The following is a 17,980-nucleotide window of genomic DNA, read 5'->3' as shown; positions in this document are numbered from 1 at the left end:
TACTTATAGGGCAATAGTCAAAACGAATAAAACGTTAGTAAGGAATAAGTATATTATTTGACTAAATTTGTATAATTATTTTAAAACAAAACGATATGGCATTAGAGATAACAGACGCAACTTTTGACGAAGTAGTCTTAAAAAGTGATAAACCAGTAGTAGTTGATTTTTGGGCAGCATGGTGTGGACCATGTAGAATGGTTGGACCAATCATTGACGAAGTAAGTACAGAATACGATGGTAAAGCAGTAGTTGGTAAAGTAGATGTTGATGCAAATCAAGAATTTGCTGCTAAATACGGTGTACGTAACATACCTACTGTATTGGTATTTAAAGGTGGTGAAATTGTAAGTAGACAAGTAGGAGTTTCTCCTAAGAAAGTTTATACAGATGCAATTGACGCTGCAATGTAATTGAAACTTATATTATATATAAAAAAGGGTAGACAAATGTCTACCCTTTTTTATTTTTAAAAACTTTCGTTTAAAACTACTTTCCTAACATAAGAACTTCATTGCATTTTATTTCTGTAATATAACGTTTCTCACCTTCTTTATTTTCATAAGATCGATGTGTAAGTTTCCCTTCTACAGCCACTTGCTTTCCTTTTGTTAAATAGTTTTCTACAATTTCTGCCGTTTTACCCCAAGCTACTATATTATGCCACTGGGTATCTTCTACTTTTTCTCCTTTCGCATTTTTATACGAATCACTTGTAGCGATTGTGAATTTTGCGAGTTTCATTCCGCTTTCTAAGTTTACAATTTCTGGGTCATTACCTAAGTTACCAATTAACTGTACTGAATTTTTAAGTGCGTTCATAATTTTAATTTTAGTATCCTGATGTTATTCAGGAAAGTTTAAACAGTTAAGACTATCGGAACACTATTGTTTCGACACTGCAAACTTATAACGACACCTAAAATATATTCGGTTTGGAAATAGTTACTTTCGCTTACAAACGTTTGTAGTCGTTTGTAATTGCTCACAAAGCATAAGTTTGCTTAGCTATTTCTAGCTCTTCATTAGTTGGCACAACAAGTATTTTAACGGCAGCAGCATCTTTCTGAATTTCTAAAATACCCGAACTTCTTTTAGCATTTTTATTGCTATCAATATAAATACCTAAGGCTTCCATCTTTTCACAAACCATAGCTCTTAACAAACTTGAATTTTCGCCAATACCACCCGTAAATAAAATAACATCTACACCATTAAGTGTAGCAATATAACTACCAATAAATTTTTTAATACGATATGCTGTCATAACCAATGCCAACTTACAGTCTTCATTTCCTTCTTTTGCTCCATTCTGTATTTCTCGCAAATCCGAATACCCTGTAAGTCCTAAAAGACCACTTTGTTTTTGCAGTAATTTATTTACATCACTAGATGACATACCTAAACTATCCATTAAGTAAAAGACTATAGAATGATCAATATCTCCGCTTCGAGTACCCATAATAAGTCCGTTTGTTGGGCTAAAACCAAGAGAATGATCTATACTCTTACCCTCTTTTATTGCAGTAATACTACACCCGTTACCTAAATGAATACTTATTATTTTATCCGCTGTTTTGTTTACATAATTTGCAGCCTGTTCAGATACATATTTGTGACTCGTACCATGAAAACCATATACTCGTATATTATTTTCATCTGAAAGTTGTTTAGGAATAGCATAACGATATGCTTTTTCAGGAATTGTTTGATGATACGCAGTATCAAAAATTGCAACCTGACCTGCTTTTTTAAAAATTTCAATTGCGACTTTAATTCCTGTTGCATTTGCAGGGTTATGCAATGGTGCTAATGATGATAAGCGTTCAATTTCTGCTAAAACGAAATCATTAATTTTAGTTGGTTGATCAAACTTACTTCCACCATGTACTACACGATGAGCTACGATATTAATGTCATCTGCATGTTTTAAAACACCTAAATCATCATGCAATAACATATCAGTAATGGCCAATAAACCTTGATTATGATCTTTTAGATTCATTACCTGACTATGAGACTGCCCCTTAGCTTCATAATGTAAAAGACCATCTAAAAGACCTATTCGTTCCACCAAACCTTTACATATAATTTCTTCAGAAGGCATTTTAATCACCTGAAATTTGATAGAAGAACTCCCTGAATTGATAATCAAAATCTGCATAATTATTAACTTTCTTGTGCTTGTATAGCTGTTACTACTACGGTATTAAAAACATCTTCAACGGTACAACCTCTACTTAAATCATTCACAGGCTTATTTAAACCTTGCAACATTGGACCAATTGCTAATGCTCCAGTTTCTCTTTGCACCGCCTTATAAGTATTATTGCCTGTATTTAAATCTGGAAAAATCAAAACAGATGCTTGACCTGCAACTTCTGAGTCTGGCAGTTTACTTTTACCAACTAACGGGTCCACTGCTGCATCATACTGAATAGGACCTTCTATTTGCAAATGAGGGTGTGTGTTTTTTACAATTTCAGTTGCTTTTCTAACCTTATCAACATCATCACCCTTACCTGAACTACCTGAAGAGTATGACAACATCGCTATTTTAGCTTTTATACCAAAAGCTTCTGCTGAAGCTGCAGATGAAATGGCAATTTCGGCTAATTGTTCCGCTGTAGGGTTCGGGTTAATAGCACAGTCTCCAAAAACCGAAACACGATTTTCTAAACACATAAAAAATACAGAAGACACAACACCAATACCTGGTTTGGTTTTTACAAATTGTAATGCTGGGCGTATAGTATGCTGGGTTGTATGTACTGCTCCTGAAACCATCCCGTCTGCATCTCCTTTATACACCATCATGGTTCCGAAATAGGAAACGTCAAGCATTGTATCTCTGGCAACATCCATATTAACTCCCTTATGTTTTCTTAGTTCACAAAAGGTCGCAGCATATCTTTCAAAATTAGGTGCAGTAGCTGGGTCTAGAATGTTTAGATGAGAAATATCGAAACCTAATTGCATAGCCTTCTTCTCTATTTGTTCTTGATTACCTAAAAGAGTAATATCAACAATACCCAACTCACTTAACTCACTAGCTGCCTCAATAATCCGAGCATCTTCACCTTCAGGTAGTACAATATGTTTTTTAACTGTTTTAGCACGTTGCACTAAATTATATTGAAACATTCTTGGTGTAGTACTCTTTGGTTCAAAAGTTTCTAAACGCTCGAGTAGCAATTCACCATCTATATGGGTATTAAAAAGTGCTATTGAGGTTGCTATTTTCTGTTTGCTTTCTGCATAAATCTTAGATTTTATATTCCCAACAGCATTGGTAGTATCAAAAGTACCTTGTTTTACAGATATTATTGGAACATGTGTTTCAAAGCCTTCTAACAATTTTAAAATAGAAGGTTCTGGGAGAATGCCACCTGTTAATACGATACCCGAAATCGTAGGGTAATTATCAGATAAATTTGCTTGTAAAGCACCAAGAATAATATCAGAACGATCACCAGGTGTAATTACCAAACTATTATCACGCAGATGTTTTAAATAATTATGCAGTTGCATTGCACCTACACCAAAACTCCCCGTCTGGTTATTTAAACTTTCGCCACCAAAAAGAACTTCGCCATTAAGGTGCTCTACGATTTCTTTGATTGTAGGGTGTGAAAGATTTTTAACTCTAGGTACTGTAAAAATTACTGTTTTATCTTTAAGTTCTTTTTTAAGTCTTTTATTGACAAAATCCATGTTTTCAGGTCGTAACTTGTTCGCTACAACCCCTAAAAGTTCAATACCTTTTTGGATATAAGTATTAACAGCAGATTCTAAATTACCAAAAAATTCTTCTAAACTTTTACCTCTAGCATTATCAATTAAAATAACAGGAATACCTAAATTTTTTGCAATATCTAAATTTAAATCAAATTCTATAACACTACCATCACTCGTGAAATCGCTACCCTCAACCAGAATAAAATCAAACTGCTCTTCTAGCTTTTTGTATTTAGATATAATTTTATCTAAAATATCACCTTTTCTGCCATCGTTGAACATATCAACGACTTGACTTTGAGTAAGCGCGTAGGCATCTTCAACAGCTATATCTAAATCGAAATGAGAAATTACTGTATTAATATGATTATCAACTTCTCCTTTTTTTAAATCTCCAATTACAGGCCTAAAATACCCTACTTTTGCCATTTTACCGAGTAAGAGCTGCATCAAACCTAATACAAGTAATGATTTTCCGCTATGAGATTCTAAAGCTGCAACGTAAAGCGCTTTTGTCATAATTTTAAAATATTTTCTAATTACGCTTAAAGATAAGAGTTTTTCTTTTTTAGAAAATACGTTAATTAGAAAAACATGTGTTTTATCATTTGTAATAATTACGGAAGCTTTACGACTAATACTTACCGAAAAAAATGTAGAAATTACCTTAGAAAATCTATTTTAAAATAAACTTTACATTAAAACATAAAACATATGTCTTCAAAAAATATACTATACTCCGTTTTAGACCTTGCCATAGTATCTAAAGGCAATTCTTTAACCGAAACATTTAAAAACACATTAAAATTAGCTCAAAAAGCAGAAGAGTTTGGCTATACTCGTTTTTGGTTAGCAGAGCACCATAATTCTGACTACATAGCTAGCTCAGCAACATCTGTATTAATTGGCTACGTTGCAGAAGGTACGAGCACTATTAGAGTAGGTTCTGGTGGTATTATGTTACCAAACCACTCACCCCTTATTATTGCGGAGCAATTTGGAACATTAGGCAGTTTATACCCAAACAGAATTGATTTAGGTTTAGGTAGAGCGCCAGGTACTGATCAAGAAACAGCAAAGGCTATAAGATCTGACCACAGAGAAGCTGCTTTTACTTTTCCTGAAGAAGTAGGAGAAATACAAAAATATTTTTCTTTAAACAATGTGAGTTCTAATGTTCGAGCTACAATTGCTGAAGGCGTAGATGTACCTTTATATATTTTAGGATCTAGTACGGATAGTGCTTATTTATCTTCCAAAAAGGGACTTCCTTATGCTTTCGCTAGTCATTTTGCTACAGCAAAACTTTTTGATGCTCTAAAAATATATCATGAAGAGTTTACACCTTCTGAATATTTACAAAAACCCTATACCATGGCTGGTGTAAATATAATTATAGCCGATACTGATGAAGAGGCTGAAAAAATTTCAACTTCTTTATACAAAATAATTATTGGGTTACTTACTGGCAAAAGAGATTACATGCAAGAACCTACCGAAATGACACCCGAATTAAGAGAAATGGTAAAGCACCCTTCGGTACATCAAATGCTTAAATATTCTTTCATTGGAAGTAAAGAAACAGTGAAAAAGCAAATTTCTGAATTTATTGACAAAACTAAAATTGACGAATTAATTGCTGTTACAAATATTTATGACGCACAAGATCGCATCAAATCATATAAACTGTTTTCGGAAATAATGAAAGAGTTAAATGAAGAGAACTCATAAATAGTTTCTTTTATTTACTTTCACTACATTATTTAAGTGCTAACTTTAACAAGTTAGCACTTTCTTTTTTCTCACATTCTTACAAAAGCTTGTAATAACTTCATTATTAAACATGAAATTTTTATATTTAATCTCGGGAAACAGAATATAACTTACCGAAAATGAAAATACATTTACTCACTTTATCTTTTACGCTACTGCTATTTAGTTGTAAAACAGAAACTAAAGAAAAAAATGATATCCCAAATGTAGAAGAAACTACTATTGGAAAACATATTGAAAAATTAGCTTCTGACGATTTTTTGGGCAGAATGCCCTTTACGGAAGGAGAAACTAAGACTGTAAATTACTTAAAAGAAGAATTTTCAAAACTTGGTCTTTTACCTGGTAATGGTGATCGTTTTTTTCAAGATGTTCCGATGGTCGAAATTACAGGGGCACCATCTGACAAAATGACTATTACAGGGAGTAAAATTCCTATAGATTTAAAGTATTTTGATGATTTTGTAGCTCTTACTCAAAAAATAAAACCAGAAGTAAACTTAGAAGAATCTGAGCTTGTATTTGCAGGCTATGGCATTGTTGCTCCTGAATATGGCTGGAACGATTACGAAGGTATTGACTGGAAAGGAAAAACTGCAGTTGTTTTAGTAAATGACCCCGGTTTCAAATCCAACGATTCTACATTATTTAAAGGCAACGCTATGACATACTATGGCAGATGGACTTATAAGTTTGAAGAAGCTGCAAGACAGGGCGCTGCCGGAGTTTTAATTATTCATGAAACAGAACCTGCTTCTTATGGTTGGAATGTAGTACAATCAAGTTGGAGTGGTGCTCGCATGAATTTAGAAAGTAATTTACCTACCACAGATGTACAAGGTTGGATTAGCAAAGAAAGTGCTGAAAAAATATTTGAAACATCTAGTATCGACACTAAAAATTACAATGAGCTTGCTAAACAAAAAAACTTTAAAGCAACGCCTTTAAACCTAAAAATATCTGTGCAAATAAAAAACACCATTAAAAAAGATATTTCCAAAAATGTCGTTGCTTTATTGCCTGGCACAGATCAAAAAGATGAATATATAATTTACTCTGCTCACTGGGATCATTTAGGCGTTGGCCATCCGGTAAATAATGATTCAATTTACAACGGAGCAGTTGACAATGCTTCAGGAACAGCTTGCCTATTAGCAATCGCTGAAGCTTTCAAAAAAGGAAAACCTCAAAAAAGATCTATTGTTTTTATAGCTGTTACAGCAGAAGAACAAGGCCTTTTAGGTTCTGCATACTATGCTGAAAACCCAATTTTTAACCCTAAAAAAACGGTTGCAAATATAAATATGGATGCGATTGAAAGCCCTGGCCCGATGAAAGATTTAACCATTACAGGTTTCGGACACTCTGAAATGGATAATTATGCTAAAGTAGTTGCCGAAAAACAAGGTCGATACATTATTCCTGACCCCGATGCTGAAAAAGGATATTTTTTCAGATCAGATCATTTCAACTTTGCCAAAATTGGTATACCTGCATTGTATGCTAGTGGCAGTTATGAAGATTTTGACCATGGTATTGAGTTTGTAAAAAAAATGAAAACGGAATATTCAAATAACAAATATCATCAACCTGCCGATGAATATATTGCTGGAGTAACAGCCTTAGGTGGTATTCAGTTTGATGCTCAACTTTTATTTGAAATTGGATTACAACTTTCTAACGAAACTTATTTTCCTAAATGGTACCCAACCAGCGAATTTAAAGCTGCAAGAAACAATTAAGATTCCCCAAGAAATCTTACTCCTTAAAAAGTAAATTTATGAACAGTATACTAATTTTTGACCAGACCTACCAAGGCCAAAACTACAGTAAAACCCGATTGCCAAAAGCAGACTACGAAAATTGTATTTTTGAAAATTGTATTTTCTCAAAAGCAGATTTAACAAATTGCACCTTTTCTGAATGTGAATTCACTGATTGTGATTTAAGTAATGTTGATATAAAACATACTACTTTTAAAGAAGTTGAATTTAAAGATTGCAAAATATTAGGCGTTAATTTTAATGATTGCACCACGTTTTTACTTTCCTTTTCTTTTGAAAATTGCATGTTGGATTTATCTTCTTTCTATAAGTTAAAATTAAAAAACACTCTTTTCAATCACTGTAAAATGCATCAAGTAGATTTTACAGAGGCAGACATGTCTGCTTCAATTTTTGAAGAATGTGATTTAGAAGGTTCTATTTTTGGAACAACTAATTTAGAGAAAGCCGACTTTACTACTGCCTATAACATTTCATTTGATCCTGAGAAAAACAAAATTCAAAAAGCTAAGTTTTCAAAAGACAATTTATTAGGTCTGCTAAGTAAATATCAAATAGAAATAAAATAAATATTACAATTTTTAAATTTGCCTAAACCTTAATTAATTATCTGTAATAAATTGTATATTAGAGCATAACAAAATTATAACCATGAAAGCAATTCTGTTTTTTTTATTATGCACTACACTATGTTCTGCTCAAAATATACTTTCTTCTTCTGAAAATGAAGCTGCTCCTGAAGCAACAATACAAGATGCTGCATTTATTGAAGGACATTGGAAAGGAGAAGCTTTTGGAGGTCTTGCTGAAGAAATATGGACATCTGGTTTAGGGAACTCAATGATGTTTTCGTTTAGATTAGTAATTGACGGAGTGGTTGATTTTTATGAAATAGGTCAAATCATAGAAAAAGATAACACGCTTCAATTACAGTTGAAACACTTTGGACCTGATTTAAAAGGCTGGGAAGAGAAAGATGAAACTCAAGACTATATACTCGTAAAAAAAGAATCTAACACACTATATTTTAACGGTATAACCTACTCTAAAGTAAATGACTCAGAACTTATTGTTCATGTTCGAATTAAAGAAAATGGAACAACACAAGAATTGACATTCAAATTTAAAAAAGATTAATTTGGAGAAAAATTGCCCCGAATGTGGAGAGAAAATAATAGGTCGTATTGACAAAAAATTCTGTTCTGATTATTGTAGAAATTCTTACAACAATAAAATAAATAAAGACAGTAAAAATCTAATTCGAAATATCAATAATCGACTTAGAAAAAATCACAGAATTTTAGAAAGTTTTCCACTAAACGATGGTAAAACAAAAACTACCAGAAATAAACTTTTAGACAAAGGTTTCGATTTTGATATATTCACAAGCATTTACACGACTAAAAAAGGTACTATATACTATTTTGTTTACGATTTAGGGTATTTACCGCTTGAGAACAATTTGTATATGATTGTCAAAAGAGAATAAAAAAAGCTTCCTAAAAATTATATTTAGAAAGCACATCTATACTAAAGTAAATATTTTATTTTACCAGTTTTGCCCGCTTAATTTTAATGCCGCAATCACTACATCTTTTCTACTTATTTGACCAACAAGAATATCGTTTTTCATTACAGGCAATCTACGTCTGTTATTTTTATGAAAAATACCAGCTGCGTCAAAAATACTAATGTCACTAGATATTGTTTCTACATTTTTTGTCATGTAACTATCAACCCTTTTATCAAGTATTGGTTGATTAAAATATCTACTTTCAGAAATGGTCTTCATACAATCTGCTTCTGAAATAATGCCGACCAAAAAACCATTACCATCTAAGACAGGTCCACCAGAAATATTATGCTTTGTAAAAAGCTCCATAACTTCTAATATAGATTGATCTGGCAAAAACGTAACTAGCTTTCTAGTCATATAATTTTCTACTAAAATAGGAGCATCAAATTCTTTTTTGACAACTTTTCGAGCTCCTTGAAAACTTTTGATTCCCATTTATATTTATTTTTAGGTTGATCTTAAATATATCATTATTAATTGAAATAACGCAATAAATTAATTTAATATCTACAAAATACCTATATTTTTAACATTTTAATCGAAAATATTTCATCAAACCAATTCTTTTGATTGTAAAAACTGATTCCGCTTATAATTTTATATTTTTATATAAAACTTACATTCGTCCTAAAACAACAGATCAAGCTTAAAACCAACGTTACTCGCCATACGCCATGAAAAAAACCACCTCAATCATTACCATACTACTTCTTTTATTAGCAACATATTGGGGTTTTAAATCATCGATGCCAATTTATAAAGTTGACAAAGATTTATCCGAGTATTCATTTTCTACAGACAAAGCATTAGCTCATGTAAAAAAAATTGGAGAAAAGCCACATGCTGTCGGCTTCCCAGCCCATGCTGAAGTTAGAGCATATATTATAGACCAACTAGAGAAAATAGGTTTGGAAACGAGTACTCAAAAAGGATATACTGCTGGCGATTGGGCTAATTTAAGTCAAGCAACGAATATCATAGCTCGTATAAAAGGCTCTGGCAATGGCAAGTCTCTAATTTTATTATCTCATTATGACAGCAACCCGCATTCATCATTAGGAGCTAGTGATGCAGGCAGCGGTGTTGCAACTATTTTAGAAGGCATAAGAGCATATTTGGCAAAAAATAAAACACCAAAAAATGATATTATAATTTTAATTTCTGATGCTGAAGAGCTAGGTTTAAATGGCGCAGATCTATTTGTAAATAAACATCCTTGGGCTAGAAATGCAGGTATGGTTTTAAATTTTGAAGCCCGTGGTAGCGGAGGACCTTCTTATATGCTTATCGAAACCAATACCGGAAATGGAAATATTATTAAAGAGTTTACAAAGGCAAATCCTGATTTTCCTGTTGCAAACTCATTAGTATATAGTATTTATAAAATGTTGCCTAATGATACTGACTTAACTGTTTTTAGAGAAAAAGGGAATATTGATGGAATGAATTTTGCTTTTATTGATGACCATTATGACTATCACACTGAAAAAGACACATACGAAAGATTAGACAAAAAAACATTAGCGCACCAAGGCAGCTATTTAATGCCTTTATTATTACATTTTAGTAATGCCGATTTGTCTAAAATAAAAAGCGATAGTGATTACAACTATTTTAATGTTCCGTATTTCAAGCTAGTCTCATATCCTTTTAGTTGGGCGTGGTATATTTTTGGCATAGCTGTTTTGGGCTTTATTATTTTTTTAATTTATGGCTTAAACAAAAAGATTATCACACCAATTACTGCATTAAAAAGTTTTGTACCCGCTTTACTTGTTATTTTAATAAACACCCTTATTGGCTATTTTAGTTGGTCATTGTTAAAATTGCTCTACCCTGCTTATCAAGATATTTTACATGGATTTACATATAACGGATATACATATATTGCAGCATTTACTTTAAGCTCAATTGGTGTTTGCTTTTATGTATACCATAGATTCAATAAAATAACGACACCAAACCTTTTAATAGGCCCTATAACTATTTGGTTATTAATTTGTGGGGGACTTAGCATGTATTTACCAGGAGCAAACTTTTTCACAATACCAGTTATTGCTGTACTTGCTTCGTTTTTAATCACAATTAATCAACAAAAACCTAATAGCTTTTTATTAGTTTTTCTTGCATTGCCTGCCATTTGGATATTTACACCCTTTATAAAAATGTTCCCTGTTGGTTTGGGTTTAAAAATGATGGTTGCATCAACAATGCTAAGTTCATTGTTGTTTTTATTACTCTTACCCATTTTTGCTTTTTATAAACACAAAGGACAATTGGCTTTAGTTTGCCTGTTATTATTTTTAGGATGTATGGTATCAGCTCATTTTAATTCAGGTTTCACTGAAAAAAATGCAAAACCGACCAGTTTACTATATGTTTACGACAAAGACACTAATACCGCAAAATGGGCAACCTATGAGAATGTTGTTTCTAATTGGACTTCCCAATTTATAAATGATAATAAAACGAAAGCAATTGCTCATAATCAGAAAATAATTAGCAGTAAATATGGTACTGGTTTTACATATATAAGCGAAGCGCCTTTAAAAGACCTTAATTTTTCTACAATTAAAAAAACGAAAGACACTATAATTGGTACTGAAAGGCATTTACAAATTTGCATCACTCCTGAAAGGTATATAAATCGATTAGAGATTTTCACCAACGATGTACAAATTAAAAAAGCACGTGTTAATACAATTGCTTTATCTGATAAATTTTTATCAGATAGGAGAAAGGGTAAGTTAATCACACACTATATAACAGACAATGCATATACTGAATTAGAATTAGTACTAAAAGCAACAGAGAAACTAGAGTTAACCTTTTATGAAGCTTCTAATGATTTACTTACAAACAAATTATTTACGATTCCGAAAAGACCAAAAAATAATATTCCGATGCCATTTGTTTTAAATGACGCTATCTTAGTAACAAAAACAATATCATTTGAGTAATACAATCGCAATTATAGGGTGTGGCTGGTTAGGACTACCTTTAGCTAAAGAATTTATAAAAGAAAATTTTACAATAAAAGGATCTACTACTTCTCCAGAGAAAATCAATCTTTTAAAAAAAGAAGGCATTGAGCCTTACTTGATAAAACTTAATGAAGGTGAGATAGAAGGAAGCATTCATGAATTTTTAAAAAATGTAGATACAATTATTATTAATGTTCCACCGAGATTAAGAGGTGTAAGCAAAGAAAATTATGTATCAAAGATGCATTTGCTACATTCCGAAATAAAAAGAACTACTATTAAAAATGTTGTTTTTATCAGCAGTACATCTGTTTATGGTGATATAGATGGCGAGGTTACTGAAAAAACAATTCCTGAACCCGCTACCGAATCAGGGAAACAACTTATTGTTTCAGAAAACATTTTCAAAAACGACTCAGATTTAAAAGTTTCTATTATAAGATTTGGTGGTTTAGTAAGTGAAGATAGACACCCTGTAACCATGCTATCGAAAAAAGATAATTTGTCTAATGGTAATATGCCAATAAACCTAATACATAGAAATGATTGTACTCTCATTATAAAATCTGTAATAAAGAACTGTTGGTGGGACACAATCATCAATGGTGTTTACCCTTACCACCCGAAAAAACAAGATTATTATAAAAAAGAAGCAATCAAAAGAAACTTAAAAGCACCTAAGTATGAGCCAAATAGCTCTGAAAAAGGCAAAATTATTGTATCTGAGTTTTTAATAAATCATAAAAAATTCAAATTTCTTACAAGCATCAGGAATTAACCTACAACAAGTATCAGTTGTTTCACAACAAAAAACACTTGTTTCACAAATTCGTTTCTTCTAAATCAAAGTTTATAGTATACATTTAGCATCATACTAAAAAAATCGATTATCATGGAAAATTCTATTGTAAAAACAAGAGTTTTTAAAGAAATTGAAACTCTTATATCTAAAAGTTGTCCAAGTCGAAAAATCCCCCGAAAATTTCAAAACCTACATATAATTATTTTAAAAAAATACTACAATGCATCTAGTGTAACTATTGACTACCATAGAAATAGGGTTGAAATGGATATCATTATAGATGATGGCTTTTATGATCCAAAAAAGCTAAACTCGTACATGCCTACATTACATGCTAATTTATTATTCAGTAATCTTCGAAACTTTTTGAATGAATCTATTGATAAAGACAGTAAAAATTTAGGGTTTTATGCAAGTCTCTTAAAGTCTTATAAAGAAAATTTTATTGTTATATAAACTAAAAGAGGTAAGACACTTAATATATCTTGCCTCTTTTTTACACTTACACTATACATTACTGTATTTAACGATTTCCTTAACAGGATACTACGAATAATTTTTATAGTTTAGCGAGCCTAATTTTAAGGGGAACTAAAAATGAAAAAAAAATTATTTGTGCTTTTTTTAAGCATTAGCTTTATTGGTACTGCACAGACTAAAACTGATTTACAAAAGCACTACGAGTCATTTTACAAACAAATGCGCTTACAAGGCGATGTAAATGGCATCATCAATGCAATTACTCATTTAAATGTAATATCACCCTCATTAGAGCGTAAAGATACCTTAGCTTACTTATATGCTGATAACAATCAGCACATGCAAGCACTAAATACTATTGGTGTCGAAAAAAATGATTCTGATTCCGACTTAGCTGTTCAGGTAAAAGCGATTTCTTTAAAAGCTTTAAACCAACCAAAACGTGCTATTGAGCAATTTGAAGTTTTATATAAAAGAACTCCGAGCCCTTATTTAGCATATGAACTTGCTGATTTAAAAATTCAAGTTGGTAATATAAAAGATGCTTCTGAAAATATTGAATATGGTATTGCAAATTCAAAAGAAGATATGAAACATGCTTTTTATGAAAGACAACAACCTTATCAGGTTTCTTTAAAAGCGGCTTTTTTGCATTTAAAGGGATTAGTAATCTATAATACTGATAAAAATAATATTGATGCTGCATTAGCTTTATTTAATGAAGCGATACAAATTGATCCAAATTTTAACTTAGCTAGTTTAAGTAAGCAAGCTTTAGAAAACATAAAAAACCCTCCTACTCTACCTTCGAAGCAGGAATAATACAAAATAAAAAAAAGCGAGCAAATGCTCGCTTTTTTTATTCTATGCTTTTAAGTTTTAGAGTAAGTAAGCTATCTTTTTTCTTTTTTAAGGCTGTAACCTCGGATACCTTCTCGTTAGGTATTGCTATAGATAGTACATAATGTGCAATTTTCCATTCACCGTCTATCTTTTTTAAAACCCCTGAGCCTCTACATAGTTTCATTTGCGTATCTAGCAACTCATCAAACCAGGCAAATTCATCTTCTACATAAATATTACGTTGTATTGCTGTAAAACTCCAAGCTTTACCTGCATCAAAATATGGTTTTGAAAAAGCTTTAAAAGCTTCGTTTTGCCAATTCTCAGTAGCATCAGTACCAATAAATACACCATCAGCTGTCATTAACCCAAAGTAAGCCTCAAAATTTGCATTTGCAGCTGCTTTATGCCACTCATTTATAATTTCATCAATTTTTAATTTCGCAGAGTTATCTTGAGCATAAGTCAAGCTTGAAATTGTAAAAGCAGCTATTAAAATAAATTTATTCATCAAATAAAACTTTAGGATCTAATGTACTCTTTACAACTATAGAAAACTGATTACTAAGTGCATTATAAGCAGTCACCATTTGTATAACAGACTCTCTAGGGTTTATATCAAACTCCATATCTAATTTTGTCTTCAGAACATACGTTCTAACTGTTCTTAGTCTGCTTTTTATATCTGGTCTATCAAATTCTTCTGGATAAGTAGATGCTTCTAATAATTTTTGTTTTTCAATTAACCCTTCTAACGCAATTGTTAAATCTTCTCTATTATCAACATTATAAATACTTCTAAAAGCAGAATGAAAAGCATTATACTCTGTCCAATCATGTAATATTAATGATGCTTTTTCATTAGGCTCATTGCTTTTAGGTAATTTTTTTAAAGCCACAAGGGTTTTAGATTTATCTATTTTTTCTTCTTCAACTTTTTTTTCAGCACACGAAATTGCGCCGAAGCAGATTAAAGCTAAAACAATTAATTTTTTCATATAGCTAAAGTACAAATTTTAGTAATCTATTTTTTTTATGTTATTAAAAAGTTAGTTTAAAATAACAGGATATTCAACTACAAATTAAAAATTTAAATAAATAAGAATACCTCAAAATTAACTCCTATAAAAGACCTGATTTTACACAAAGCTTAACACAAAAGTAATTTTATTAAAAATATAATAATATTATTAGGCTAATTTTAAAAATTTCTAACGAATTTTGTCAACCAAAATTTTCCTTATTTTTAAGAAACTAATTTGAGTTCAAAAATGCAGAAATCTATTTTAATTATTGGTGCTTGTGGGCAAATAGGAACAGAGTTAACATATGCTTTACGCGAAAAACATGGTGCCGATAGTGTAATTGCTAGTGATATTAGAGAAGGTAATACTGATTTGATGGCTTCTGGCCCATTTGAATTATTAGATGCTACCAATTACGAGGCTATTGAAGATGTTGTAATGCACTACGAAATTGAAGAAGTGTATTTAATGGCTGCTATGCTTAGCGCAACCGCTGAAAAGTTCCCGATGAGAGCTTGGAATTTGAATATGAATTCACTTTTCAATGTACTTAACTTAGCTAAAGAGAAAAAAATTAATAAAATATTTTGGCCTTCAAGTATTGCTGTATTTGGTCCTAACACTCCAAAAGAAAACACATTACAAAACACAATTATGGAGCCTAGTACCGTTTATGGTATCAGTAAACAATCGGGCGAGCGTTGGTGTGAGTATTACTTTAATAAATATGGGGTTGATGTTAGAAGTATTAGATACCCTGGCTTAATAAGCTGGAAAACACAACCAGGTGGTGGAACTACAGATTATGCTGTAGAAATTTATCATGAAGCTTTAAACAACAAAAAATACACCTGTTTTTTAGAAGAAGGTACAACGTTACCTATGATGTTTATGGATGATGCAATCAGAGCTACAATTTCTATAATGGAAAATGATTCTGAAAATATTAAGATAAGATCATCATACAACTTATCTGCAATGAGCTTTGATCCTTCTGAAATAGCTATTAGTATAAAAAATCACATTTCTGATTTTGAAATAAGCTACGAGCCAGATTCTAGACAAAGTATTGCTGATTCTTGGCCTAAAAGTATTAATGATGCCGAAGCACAAAAAGATTGGGGATGGAAACCAGAATTTGATTTAGAGAAGACTACAAAAACAATGTTAGAAAACCTTAAAGCATAAAAAAAACCCTTTACAAATTTTGTAAAGGGTTTTTTATTTTTAGTGTACAAATTTCAATTTATTTTCAATTGCCATAATCATACCATTAGCAATATCCTTTCCTGTTGCATTTTCGATACCTTCAAGACCTGGCGAAGAATTTACTTCTAACAATAAAGGCCCTTTATTTGAGCGAATAATATCTACACCTGCTACCGCTAAGTTTAAAACTTTAGCTGCTTTGATGGCTAGTTTTTTCTCTTCAGCTGTAATTTTTACAATTGAAGCTTTACCACCTTGATGAATATTTGCTCTAAACTCACCTTTTTCTGCTTGGCGCTGCATTGATGCTATAACTTTACCATTTACCACAAAGCAACGAATATCTTGCCCGTTTGCTTCTTTGATAAATTCTTGTACTAGTATGTTTGCTTGCACACTCTTAAAAGCGTTTATAACACTCTCTGCTGCTTTATTAGTTTCTGCTAAAACAACACCTTTACCTTGCGTGCTTTCTAATAATTTAATAATTAACGGAGCACCATTTACCATTCTAATTAAATCTTTAGTATCCATAGGAGACTTAGCGAAACCAGTAATAGGTATATGAATATCATTTTTAGAAAACAGTTGAGAAGCAAACAGTTTATCTCTAGATTGAGTAATAGCTTCTGCTGAATTTAAACAATACACACCTAAATTATCAAACTGACGAATTAAAGCACAACCATAAAATGTAACTGCAGGTTTGATACGAGGAATAATCGCATCAAATTCGTTTAAAATATTACCACCACGGTATCTAATTTCAGGAGAATTAGCATCTAATTTCATGTATGAGTGCTCTACATTTAAAAACACCATTTCATGACCTCTTGCTTCACCAGCTTCCATTAGCCTCTTATTACTATATAGATTAGGATTACTTGCTAATACCGCGATTTTAAGACCTGTTTTTTCTTTAAAATAGTTAGAATACTTTTGTGAAATTTCACCTGAATTAAAATCTTGAAGATTAAAACTGTCTGCAGGGTTAACAATATATCTATTGCTAAGTGCTTCTCTTCCCAAAAGCATACGAAATTCCATCGTATCTCTATTTGCTAGTGTAAGCTCCACATCAAAAGTATTTTCGCCTAAAGTCAACGGTGTTTTAATTACAAAACGTTCTTCTGAAATACCTGTAGAGCTTTTTACTGTTCTACGATCTACAATTTTTGCCTCACATTCGATTACAATACTTCTATTATCTTGAATTGGATTTACCTCGAACCTAACCAGTTCTTGAGCTCCTCGAATAAAAGTTTTAATATTTGCAGCTTGTATAGATGATGTTTTCGCACCAGAATCTACCCTTGCTTTAATTGCAGGAATACCCAAAGTATCAAAAACACACCACTCTTCACTACCAATAATTGTCAAATCTTCCAATGTAAATTTTTGTTTTAAATTAATTATGTTTTGTAATCGTACTTGTTTCTATTAAAATATTTAATCGTCTAAATCTTCTTCATCTTCAGGAAGAATATCTGGATCTACAACAGCTGATGCATCATCATCATCAAAATCTTCATAATCATCCTCGTCGTAATTAGCCATAGTTGTTTCTAACTTTGCACTAATTTTCACTAAATACTTTGTATCTTCCGTAGTAACCTCAACAGCCTCAATACGTTCGCCTTGAGCATTTTTAAATGATATTACATTTAAATCGTCATAACCATCAGGATATTTATCTACCAAAAGTTTTAATACTTCAGGTGTAAGCTTTTTAAAATCTACAATAACTCTTTTTAAATTATCCATAA

19 protein-coding genes are annotated in these 17,980 nt (G+C 31.6%); 11 read left to right on the top strand and 8 right to left on the bottom strand.

The annotated features are described in order from the left end of the window. Positions 1-95 precede the first annotated feature (95 nt). Positions 96-413, top strand: coding sequence for a thioredoxin (trxA, locus tag H0I23_RS15835; RefSeq protein WP_216784257.1), 318 nt, complete (start codon positions 96-98; stop codon positions 411-413). A gap of 76 nt (positions 414-489) precedes the next feature. Here the strand turns inward: trxA and H0I23_RS15830 are convergent, their stop codons facing one another. The 3 genes from H0I23_RS15830 to pta form a co-directional block, all read right to left on the bottom strand. Then, positions 490-822 carry a single-stranded DNA-binding protein gene (locus tag H0I23_RS15830; RefSeq protein WP_216784256.1) on the bottom strand — a complete coding sequence of 111 codons (333 nt, stop codon included), beginning with the start codon at positions 820-822 and terminating at the stop codon, positions 490-492. A gap of 163 nt (positions 823-985) precedes the next feature. Then, positions 986-2,164, bottom strand: coding sequence for an acetate/propionate family kinase (locus tag H0I23_RS15825; RefSeq protein ID WP_216784255.1), 1,179 nt, complete (start codon positions 2,162-2,164; stop codon positions 986-988). Between the two features lie 5 nt (positions 2,165-2,169). Beyond that, entirely contained in the window at positions 2,170-4,257 is a 2,088-nt protein-coding gene (pta, locus tag H0I23_RS15820; RefSeq protein ID WP_216784254.1) for a phosphate acetyltransferase, read from the bottom strand. A gap of 195 nt (positions 4,258-4,452) precedes the next feature. Here pta and H0I23_RS15815 point away from each other — a divergent pair, with 195 nt between their 5' ends. The 5 genes from H0I23_RS15815 to H0I23_RS15795 all read left to right on the top strand — a co-directional run bounded on the left by H0I23_RS15815 (position 4,453) and on the right by H0I23_RS15795 (position 8,784). Continuing rightward, positions 4,453-5,469 (top strand): LLM class flavin-dependent oxidoreductase, encoded by a 1,017-nt coding sequence (locus tag H0I23_RS15815; RefSeq protein ID WP_216784253.1) that lies wholly within the window; start codon positions 4,453-4,455, stop codon positions 5,467-5,469. Positions 5,470-5,630: 161 nt separating this feature from the next. Continuing rightward, a complete protein-coding gene (locus H0I23_RS15810) occupies positions 5,631-7,253 on the top strand; it encodes a M28 family metallopeptidase (protein ID WP_216784252.1) in 1,623 nt (540 codons plus the stop codon). A 38-nt stretch (positions 7,254-7,291) separates the two neighbouring features. Then, positions 7,292-7,864, top strand: a complete 573-nt coding sequence (locus H0I23_RS15805; protein ID WP_216784251.1) for a pentapeptide repeat-containing protein — start codon at positions 7,292-7,294, stop codon at positions 7,862-7,864. Between the two features lie 82 nt (positions 7,865-7,946). Then, positions 7,947-8,432, top strand: a complete 486-nt coding sequence (locus H0I23_RS15800) for a DUF6265 family protein (RefSeq protein ID WP_216784250.1) — start codon at positions 7,947-7,949, stop codon at positions 8,430-8,432. Between the two features lies 1 nt (position 8,433). Then, a complete protein-coding gene (locus H0I23_RS15795) occupies positions 8,434-8,784 on the top strand; it encodes a hypothetical protein (protein WP_216784249.1) in 351 nt (116 codons plus the stop codon). A 60-nt stretch (positions 8,785-8,844) separates the two neighbouring features. Here the strand turns inward: H0I23_RS15795 and H0I23_RS15790 are convergent, their stop codons facing one another. Next, the gene (locus H0I23_RS15790) at positions 8,845-9,306 is read right to left on the bottom strand and encodes a CBS domain-containing protein (protein ID WP_216784248.1); all 462 of its coding nucleotides are present in this window, start codon (positions 9,304-9,306) and stop codon (positions 8,845-8,847) included. 239 nt (positions 9,307-9,545) lie between these two features. Between H0I23_RS15790 and H0I23_RS15785 the strand changes: the two genes are divergently transcribed. The 4 genes from H0I23_RS15785 to H0I23_RS15770 all read left to right on the top strand — a co-directional run bounded on the left by H0I23_RS15785 (position 9,546) and on the right by H0I23_RS15770 (position 13,959). Further along, positions 9,546-11,831, top strand: a complete 2,286-nt coding sequence (locus H0I23_RS15785) for a M28 family peptidase (RefSeq protein ID WP_216784247.1) — start codon at positions 9,546-9,548, stop codon at positions 11,829-11,831. Then, complete coding sequence (locus H0I23_RS15780; RefSeq protein WP_216784246.1) at positions 11,824-12,633, top strand: NAD(P)H-binding protein; 810 nt, start codon at positions 11,824-11,826, stop codon at positions 12,631-12,633. Before H0I23_RS15785 ends, H0I23_RS15780 begins: the two co-directional genes overlap by 8 nt. A 114-nt stretch (positions 12,634-12,747) precedes the next feature. Then, positions 12,748-13,113, top strand: a complete 366-nt coding sequence (locus tag H0I23_RS15775) for a hypothetical protein (protein WP_216784245.1) — start codon at positions 12,748-12,750, stop codon at positions 13,111-13,113. A gap of 141 nt (positions 13,114-13,254) precedes the next feature. Then, a complete protein-coding gene (locus H0I23_RS15770) occupies positions 13,255-13,959 on the top strand; it encodes a hypothetical protein (RefSeq protein WP_216784244.1) in 705 nt (234 codons plus the stop codon). A gap of 37 nt (positions 13,960-13,996) precedes the next feature. On the opposite strand, the gene H0I23_RS15765 is transcribed toward H0I23_RS15770, so the two are convergent. Together H0I23_RS15765 and H0I23_RS15760 are read right to left on the bottom strand one after the other, a co-directional pair. Beyond that, on the bottom strand, positions 13,997-14,491 hold the full coding sequence (locus H0I23_RS15765; RefSeq protein ID WP_216784243.1) for a nuclear transport factor 2 family protein: 495 nt from the start codon (positions 14,489-14,491) through the stop codon (positions 13,997-13,999). Further along, on the bottom strand, positions 14,484-14,978 hold the full coding sequence (locus H0I23_RS15760; RefSeq protein ID WP_216784242.1) for a hypothetical protein: 495 nt from the start codon (positions 14,976-14,978) through the stop codon (positions 14,484-14,486). Before H0I23_RS15760 ends, H0I23_RS15765 begins: the two co-directional genes overlap by 8 nt. A 273-nt stretch (positions 14,979-15,251) precedes the next feature. Here H0I23_RS15760 and H0I23_RS15755 point away from each other — a divergent pair, with 273 nt between their 5' ends. Next, positions 15,252-16,193 (top strand): NAD-dependent epimerase/dehydratase family protein, encoded by a 942-nt coding sequence (locus H0I23_RS15755; RefSeq protein WP_216784241.1) that lies wholly within the window; start codon positions 15,252-15,254, stop codon positions 16,191-16,193. 39 nt (positions 16,194-16,232) lie between these two features. Here the strand turns inward: H0I23_RS15755 and rimK are convergent, their stop codons facing one another. Together rimK and H0I23_RS15745 are read right to left on the bottom strand one after the other, a co-directional pair. Continuing rightward, complete coding sequence (gene rimK, locus H0I23_RS15750; protein WP_216784240.1) at positions 16,233-17,603, bottom strand: 30S ribosomal protein S6--L-glutamate ligase; 1,371 nt, start codon at positions 17,601-17,603, stop codon at positions 16,233-16,235. Between the two features lie 60 nt (positions 17,604-17,663). Then, the gene (locus tag H0I23_RS15745; RefSeq protein ID WP_216784239.1) at positions 17,664-17,978 is read right to left on the bottom strand and encodes a hypothetical protein; all 315 of its coding nucleotides are present in this window, start codon (positions 17,976-17,978) and stop codon (positions 17,664-17,666) included. Positions 17,979-17,980: the final 2 nt, after the last annotated feature.

It is taken from the genome of Cellulophaga sp. HaHaR_3_176, from assembly GCF_019021925.1.
Classification (GTDB): Bacteria; Bacteroidota; Bacteroidia; order Flavobacteriales; family Flavobacteriaceae; genus Cellulophaga.
This window is presented reverse-complemented; position numbering and strand designations above follow the sequence as displayed.

Bases quoted from the DNA above. Each gene is read 5' to 3' on its own strand.
- H0I23_RS15825 (WP_216784255.1), bottom strand. From the start codon at position 2,164: ATGCAGATTTTGATTATCAATTCAGGGAGTTCTTCTATCAAATTTCAG.
- H0I23_RS15745 (WP_216784239.1), bottom strand. From the start codon at position 17,978: ATGGATAATTTAAAAAGAGTTATTGTAGATTTTAAAAAGCTTACACCT.
- pta (WP_216784254.1), bottom strand. From the start codon at position 4,257: ATGACAAAAGCGCTTTACGTTGCAGCTTTAGAATCTCATAGCGGAAAA.
- H0I23_RS15760 (WP_216784242.1), bottom strand. From the start codon at position 14,978: ATGAAAAAATTAATTGTTTTAGCTTTAATCTGCTTCGGCGCAATTTCG.
- H0I23_RS15800 (WP_216784250.1), top strand. From the start codon at position 7,947: ATGAAAGCAATTCTGTTTTTTTTATTATGCACTACACTATGTTCTGCT.
- H0I23_RS15805 (WP_216784251.1), top strand. From the start codon at position 7,292: ATGAACAGTATACTAATTTTTGACCAGACCTACCAAGGCCAAAACTAC.
- H0I23_RS15770 (WP_216784244.1), top strand. From the start codon at position 13,255: ATGAAAAAAAAATTATTTGTGCTTTTTTTAAGCATTAGCTTTATTGGT.
- H0I23_RS15790 (WP_216784248.1), bottom strand. From the start codon at position 9,306: ATGGGAATCAAAAGTTTTCAAGGAGCTCGAAAAGTTGTCAAAAAAGAA.
- H0I23_RS15785 (WP_216784247.1), top strand. From the start codon at position 9,546: ATGAAAAAAACCACCTCAATCATTACCATACTACTTCTTTTATTAGCA.
- trxA (WP_216784257.1), top strand. From the start codon at position 96: ATGGCATTAGAGATAACAGACGCAACTTTTGACGAAGTAGTCTTAAAA.
- H0I23_RS15830 (WP_216784256.1), bottom strand. From the start codon at position 822: ATGAACGCACTTAAAAATTCAGTACAGTTAATTGGTAACTTAGGTAAT.
- H0I23_RS15810 (WP_216784252.1), top strand. From the start codon at position 5,631: ATGAAAATACATTTACTCACTTTATCTTTTACGCTACTGCTATTTAGT.
- H0I23_RS15755 (WP_216784241.1), top strand. From the start codon at position 15,252: ATGCAGAAATCTATTTTAATTATTGGTGCTTGTGGGCAAATAGGAACA.
- H0I23_RS15765 (WP_216784243.1), bottom strand. From the start codon at position 14,491: ATGAATAAATTTATTTTAATAGCTGCTTTTACAATTTCAAGCTTGACT.
- H0I23_RS15775 (WP_216784245.1), top strand. From the start codon at position 12,748: ATGGAAAATTCTATTGTAAAAACAAGAGTTTTTAAAGAAATTGAAACT.
- H0I23_RS15815 (WP_216784253.1), top strand. From the start codon at position 4,453: ATGTCTTCAAAAAATATACTATACTCCGTTTTAGACCTTGCCATAGTA.